This is a genomic window from Deferrisoma palaeochoriense (assembly GCF_054656955.1).
Genome location: NZ_BAAHXI010000107.1, coordinates 1 through 6620, shown reverse-complemented (window position 1 = coordinate 6620; position 6620 = coordinate 1). Strand labels below are relative to the sequence as shown.

Sequence of the window (6620 nt, the reverse complement as noted above, 5' to 3'; positions counted from 1 at the left end):
CAACTAGCTTTAGAATACATAACCGTCACGTGCTTAATTTTCCATTTCTTGATATTGTTATCCTTGCGGGCGACGCGTTCCAACGTTTCCCAGACGTCCCACGCAACCCGCCATTCGGCGAAAGACGCCGCCGTTGGACAACTGTCAGCGCCTCCTCGGTCGCGGTACCGGTCTGCACTCCCATCCCAGCCCCGGCCAAGAGCATTTCCCCTCAAACAATGCTCTGGCCAACGACATCCGCCCATCTTGCCTATGTGCTTCCCGAACCCTGACGCTTGACGAAACAGGGTGGTCGCCACCACCGGAAGCGAGCATGCGCCCCGGACGCAGATTGGAACAACCACAAAACCTCACCGGCGGCGCACCCGCACCATGGCATCTGAGCCTGCAAGACTCGGGTGCCCGGCCACTCTAGGAGAATCCTCCTAAGCAAGGCTACGCTGCCTCTCGAATTCTCGAATTGCAACCACATGCACACAATACATACACACATATACGAATGTCGTCACCGCAGAAAACGCAACAACACAATTTTTCGCGTTCCCGCTTCTAGAAAACGAGACTAGCACGACAACCATCACGAGGAATCTCATTACTTCGAGCACGACATATAAGCCATTTCTCCCAATAAGATTTAAAACCTGTGCGACGGGAACCAAAACCAACTGTCCCATCACCACAGGTGTCAAAATCCTAGCATACACACCGGCCTCGTACCAACTCTCCCCGAAAACCGTTCTGAATAGAACTGGGCATCCAAGAAAAAAAAGCACACCTGGAAGAATACAATGAATCAGCACATTCCGCGTAAGTTTATTATAGAGTCGAAGAAGTCCGCCCGGCGCACCTTTTAAGCGAGCACTCGCCTCTCCCACAAAAACTTGCCCGATGGCTTGACCTAACAAGGAAACTGGCAACGACAGTACTCGCGACGCCAAACCAAGCTGCCCTACCATCCCCGAACCGTACGCGCCCGCCATGATCATGACGGGCAACTGAAGGCTTGCGGCATTTAATAATGCACCCCACGTGGAAACCAAGGGAAATCGAGCATAATCTCTCGCTGCTTGCTTGACATCGTTCATAGACACGAAACGAAGAGCCAGGCGGAGTTTCCGTACCTGCCCTTTCACAAGCACCGTGCATCCAACATAACGGCCAATTATGTCGCCTATGATCAGTCCCCCTGGAGCACTCCCCCCCACCACTTGCCCAACCAACTGCGCTCCCGCCTGAGCTATTTTTCCCCCGGATATCCGCTCATAAGCTTTCCCCCGAACGCTCCAGTGGATCAGTACCTGCGCACACCCTACCCCTGCTACACCGAGCGGGACCCAGATAGCGAGACTGGACGGCCAACCGTCTGGCCACCACCCAGCCTTTAGTGCCACCGTCGCCCCCACTAGCATCCCTCCTGAATTCAGGCCGACGCATGCAAGGGCAATCACAAACAGCGCCGCCGCTCCTCCCTCCTCCTCTGGAATAAGCAGGGCGAGATCATAGCGAAAAGACGCCACAACCATCATCACTGAAATTACTGCTAGATAGACAGAGTAGACACCGAACTCCGCGGGCGTGTATAACCGCGCAAGCAAGGGTGCCGCCAGGACCCCCAACGCCTGAGCAAGCCCCGTACCTCCCCCCAACACCAAAATTCCTCTCTTAGCGGATCCACGAGGTCCGCGAAAGTAGTACAAAGAGCGCACCTCATCATCCTCGGTCGGTGGATCAGGGTGCCAGGCCCCAAACGCCTTCACAATCGACTCGTCCGGTTCATTAGAACCCCTGCCCCCGCCGACTCGTGTCCAAGGACGTTCCCGTCGGAATGACTGAGGGCCTCTAACCCGGGATTATTCACGAGAAGGTATAGACAAGAGAACGGGCACCCTCTAACATGTTGTTCCGCCTTAGGAAAACATGCCAACAGAGGAGTGCCCGTTGCGTACAGACTGTCACACCCAGCTCCCCTTTGCAAACCTCGGCCGCAAACCCGTCATCGCCACCTTCGATGGCGGCAAGATTACCTCCGATGCCGGTGTCCTCCTCCTGCAGGAGATCGAACGCCGCGTCGGCCTCGTTCGCGACGTCTCGGCCCGCCTCCATGACCCCCGCGATCCCCGCAAGGTCCGACACGACCAATACACCCTCCTCCTGCATCGAACCTTCGCCATCGCCCTCGGCTACGAGGACGCCAACGACCACAACACCCTGCGCGCCGACCCCGCCCTCAAAATCGCCACCGGGCGCACCCCCGATTCTGCCCCCGATCTCGCCTCCCAGCCCACCCTGTGCCGGCTCGAAAACCGCATCACCCGAAAAGAGCTGGTCCGTGTTGCCGAACTCCTCGTCGAATCCTACATCGCCGCCCACCCCGGCCCCCGGCGCCTGATCGTCATCGACATCGATTCCACCGACGATCCCGCCCACGGCCGCCAGCAACTCGCCCTCTTCCACGGCTTCTACGGCCAGTACATGTTCCATCCGCTTCTCGTCTTCGACGGCCTCACCGGCTACCCCCTGGCCGCCGTGCTGCGCTCCGGCCGGTCCCATGCCTCCAAAGGCGCCGCCCACATCCTCCGAAGGATTCTCCCCCGGCTGAAGGAGGGCTACCCCGAAGCCCACATCCTCGTGCGGGCCGACAGCGGCTTTGCCATCCCCGACTTCTACCGCACCCTGGAGCGTCTGGACGTCTCCTACACGATCGGCCTCATTCCCAACCCCCGCCTTCGCGACCGCGTCACCTCTCTGGTCGAACAGGCCCGCCAGGCCTACGAGGCCACCGGGGAAAAGCAGCGCACCTTCACGGCCTTCTCCTACCAGGCCGACTCCTGGGAGCATCCCCGCCGCGTCGTGGCCAAGGTGGAATACCTCCCCCAGGGCCCCAACACCCGATTTGTCGTGACCAACGTGCACTATCTGGCTCCCCAACGGGTCTACGACGAGCTCTACATCGGCCGCGGCGAAACCGAAAACCGGATCAAGGAACTCAAGCTCCACCTCAAGGCCGGCCGCACGAGTTGCCACCGGTTCGAGGCCAACCAGTTCCGGCTCCTTTTGCACACCGTGGCCTACGTTCTCCTGTGGCACGTGCGCCAGGCGGCCGCCGGAACCCAACTCGCCACCGCCTCGATGGACACCCTTCGCCTGCGGTTGCTGAAGGTCGGAGCCCGGGTGAAGGAGTCGGTGCGCCGCGTGGTCGTCCAGTGCGCCTCGTCCTACCCCTACAAGGCCCTCCTTCGCACCATCCTGGCCAACCTCGCCCGTCTGGAGCAGCAACCGCTTCCGATACGAGTCTGACGGCGGCAGTCCCCGATTCCTGTTTTTCTTTTCGGATTTCGGCTGACGGGAGAGGTCTGCCCAAAATCCAGGGTGATGCCCCTATTTCTGCACCTTTACGCAATATTCATGTGCGGCATTGCCGCTTTTGTTTCACTTGCGAACCGGTAAACCTCACATCGGCAACAGAGTATGTACCCGATTCCGCTCAGCAAAGCCTCGATCAGCACCGTTCATGAATAATCCGGGCTAACAATGGTGGAACTCGACGGGTGGGAAACCCGAGGAACCGGAGTTGTTCAAACAAAATGGTCTCGTCTCCCGTCGGGTGGTAGTGTCGTCAACGCCAACCAGCCAAAAGAAGCATACCAAGCCGCGGTCACCCCTACCAAGAGGGTTTCTATGGCGATTACTTTGCTACACAGCCTTTTTTCAATAGGCCTTCGGGCCTGGGCACAGAAACTACAAAATCTCGCACATTGGTGCTGTGACAATCATAATGTCTTGTCGCATCATGCCACGCGTTCTGCGAGACTGGCAGACCGGTTGCCAGTCCCTTGCATTCTACTCCACCAGAGTATACCTACGGCAAGCCAAAACCCTAAATTTATTGGAAATGTATTATAGCAGTCTGCCCAAATACAGATAAGCAAAACACCCATAACAACCATTGCGCAACTATCCAACAGCACGTCCTTTCTACAGTCACCAAAACCAGGCCTCCTAAATCGCACCGCATCCCATAAGATTAAGCCGTTCATCGCAGTCCACAAACCCAAACCTACAACGCCCTGTTCAACAAGAACGTACACATAATGATTATCAACATATGTTAATTCCCCGCCCATTGGCGCAACCGCGCCCATCCCCAACGAGGCCTGTAACTCCCCAAACGTGCCTATTGTCCCAACGCCCAAACCAAAAAGCACTCCCCCGCGAAACGCAGCATGCTCAAGAACTGTATCCCACATTTCGAGACGTTCGTCCCCTGTTGTAATTGCTTCAAGCAGACGGGTAGATACCGTGTGGCCAATAAACAGGAAAGCTACACCTGCACACACAAGGGCTACAGTCAACGCTCTCCATCTACGCCTAACCACACAATACCCGGTAAAAACAAGCCCCAAAACGAGCACGGCGGAACGCGTGCCTGTAGCCAGAACGCCACAAAACAACAGCGCCAGTACCCCGAACCGCAACCAACGGCGCTGAACCACGGCAAGAGCCCAAAACATACCCAACACCATCGTGTAAGCCGCGAGGTTAGGGTTCCCCGTGACCGAAGCCATTCTCGTCTTCAGCATCCGATCACCGAGTGCCCCAAACATAAGTAGTTGGTCCGCGAAATAAAACTGCACCAAACCAAGACTAGCTATCCCACAACTTGCTACTACATACGCTGCAGCCAGTTTCCTTACATCTTCCCAATTCCTGGTTACTAACACGACGGTTACAGTAACTGCAACCGGGTACAGCAGGTAACTCCTGAGAGCCGCAAAACTAGCAACCCCGGCGACAGAAGTTAGAAAAATTATCACCGTATATACATAATATATTCCAGCCCATAGAAACCAAACTGAAAGTCTTGGCAGAGATTTCTTTTTTTTAAGTAGTCGGTGCACGACAGCCAATACAAACAAAACCAACAACACGATATCTTTAATTATCCTGTTCGGGTTGAATCCAAGATTTAGATCGAGCACAGGAGGCAAAAATCCAGCTACAGAAAAGACCGGCACTAGAACAATAAAGCACACAACAATCCGAACCGGGCTTTTCAGAAAAGGGGGCAGAACAAGGAGAAAAAGTCCGAACACCATCGCCAAGACAATTACCTGCGGATGCCTCGTAAAAAACGCAATCGAGGAAGCGCAGCAAAAGAGGCTGAATCCAGCAAACAAAAACAAAAGGCGGCCCTTGCACGGCCCCTGTCTCACCGGAGACTCTCCTTCAACAATTTCACCACCACCCGACGCGCACGATCGGACTCCACCCTCACACGCGCCGCTAACTCGGGCCGTGCACCGGGACCATAGTCCAAGAGCCGACATACTGTCTGGCGCAAACGCTCTGGTGAGAGTTCCCCGATATCCAGAACAAATTCCTCCAACCCAAACCGGCGCATGATTCCAGGCGCCTTGGTTCCGTGATACGAAATCGCAAGGCACGGCACCGCGCTCAATAGAGCAAAAATGACGGAATGCATTCGGGTCCCTATCATGGCATCCATGCGTGAATAAAGACCCGCTAATACGGCCGGGTGCAGGTCCTTCTCAACTACGGTGACGCCATCACCATCCAAAAATCTGGTTAAATCTTGAACCGCAACAAGATCATTCTCTCGAGGGTCTGGACCTATTACCTGTGGCCAAATAATAACATCTCGGCGGTATTCTTGAACGATGCAACGTACAGCAGACGCAATTGACTTCAGATATCGCTGATAGCGCTGAACTGTATCCGGATATCCAGGAAAATCCCAAGGACGCACTGTCAACCCCACGTATCCGCGCCGATTCGAGCGCAACGGGGGAATTAGCGCGAGGTCCTCCGGTTGCGGTTCAGCAGGCTTCATCCCGAAGGCAACATCGGGCACGACCTCCACCCGTGGGCGCACAACCCCGATCCGACGCAACTCCTCCGCGGAGGGTTCTTCCCTGACCATGATCGTAGTAACCCGATTCAGAATGCTGCGAGCGAAGTACTCCGCGACGCGCCCACGAAAAGGACCAATGGAATGGGGTAGAACCACCACTGGCTTACCGAGAGACACCGCTACCCAAATTGGGTACAAGATCCGCGCCATAAAGAACAGATCACGGGGTGTGGACCCTCCGTATAGGAACCCCCCCCCCTTGACCACCACGAGGTTCGCCTCCGCAATCGCGCGGCACCCAGCTTTCACTTGCGTCGGCGCCAAGCGCACCCAAGCATTTGGCCCACAACTCCGAAGAACCGAGGCGCCCCAAGCCGCCCTCGCAAGTGATCCGATTGCCGTACCGAGAACCCTGCCTCCCGTGATCACCTCATCTGGTTGGCGCTTTATACGAGGGGCTGGGAACACGCCCCCCACCACATTAACCCCCTCCTTTCGCGGATACCGATTCTCGCTCCAGAACCTGTAATCAGCAGAAGAAAATATGGACATCAAATCCACATGTGTTTTGGGAAACGCATCGCGAATGCGGCGGACCGCTTCAAGCGTGATCGCTAGGTCGCCTTTGTTCGAATCAGCCCAACCGTGGGTTAGCAAAACCTTCATCGGGCCTTTACCGCCGTTCAACATGCGGCGCATCTCCTATGTCTCGCACAACAAGCCCGGGGAAGGGACGCTGCAAAGTTAT

General features: G+C 56.1%; 5 protein-coding genes. 2 read left to right on the top strand and 3 right to left on the bottom strand.

The features are described 5' to 3' along the window. Positions 1-425: 425 nt before the first annotated feature. Complete coding sequence (locus tag ACYQ8L_RS17735; protein ID WP_459943152.1) at positions 426-1697, bottom strand: lipopolysaccharide biosynthesis protein; 1272 nt, start codon at positions 1695-1697, stop codon at positions 426-428. A gap of 220 nt (positions 1698-1917) precedes the next feature. Here ACYQ8L_RS17735 and ACYQ8L_RS17730 point away from each other — a divergent pair, with 220 nt between their 5' ends. After that, positions 1918-3297, top strand: a complete 1380-nt coding sequence (locus ACYQ8L_RS17730; protein ID WP_459943151.1) for an IS1380 family transposase — start codon at positions 1918-1920, stop codon at positions 3295-3297. Positions 3298-3788: 491 nt separating this feature from the next. On the opposite strand, the gene ACYQ8L_RS17725 is transcribed toward ACYQ8L_RS17730, so the two are convergent. Together ACYQ8L_RS17725 and ACYQ8L_RS17720 are read right to left on the bottom strand one after the other, a co-directional pair. Continuing rightward, a complete protein-coding gene (locus ACYQ8L_RS17725) occupies positions 3789-5213 on the bottom strand; it encodes an O-antigen ligase family protein (RefSeq protein ID WP_459943150.1) in 1425 nt (474 codons plus the stop codon). Continuing rightward, positions 5210-6460 carry a polysaccharide pyruvyl transferase family protein gene (locus ACYQ8L_RS17720; protein ID WP_459943153.1) on the bottom strand — a complete coding sequence of 417 codons (1251 nt, stop codon included), beginning with the start codon at positions 6458-6460 and terminating at the stop codon, positions 5210-5212. The genes ACYQ8L_RS17725 and ACYQ8L_RS17720 overlap by 4 nt, the downstream gene beginning before the upstream one ends. Between ACYQ8L_RS17720 and ACYQ8L_RS17715 the strand changes: the two genes are divergently transcribed. Next, a partial coding sequence (locus ACYQ8L_RS17715; RefSeq protein WP_459943154.1) for a hypothetical protein occupies positions 6417-6620 on the top strand: 204 nt, incomplete at its 3' end. The two genes, ACYQ8L_RS17720 and ACYQ8L_RS17715, sit on opposite strands and share 44 nt — an antisense overlap.

What these genes read in the sequence shown, in the direction of transcription:
- ACYQ8L_RS17730 (WP_459943151.1), top strand. Translation starts at nt 1,918, where the DNA reads ATGCCAACAGAGGAGTGCCCGTTGCGTACAGACTGTCACACCCAGCTC.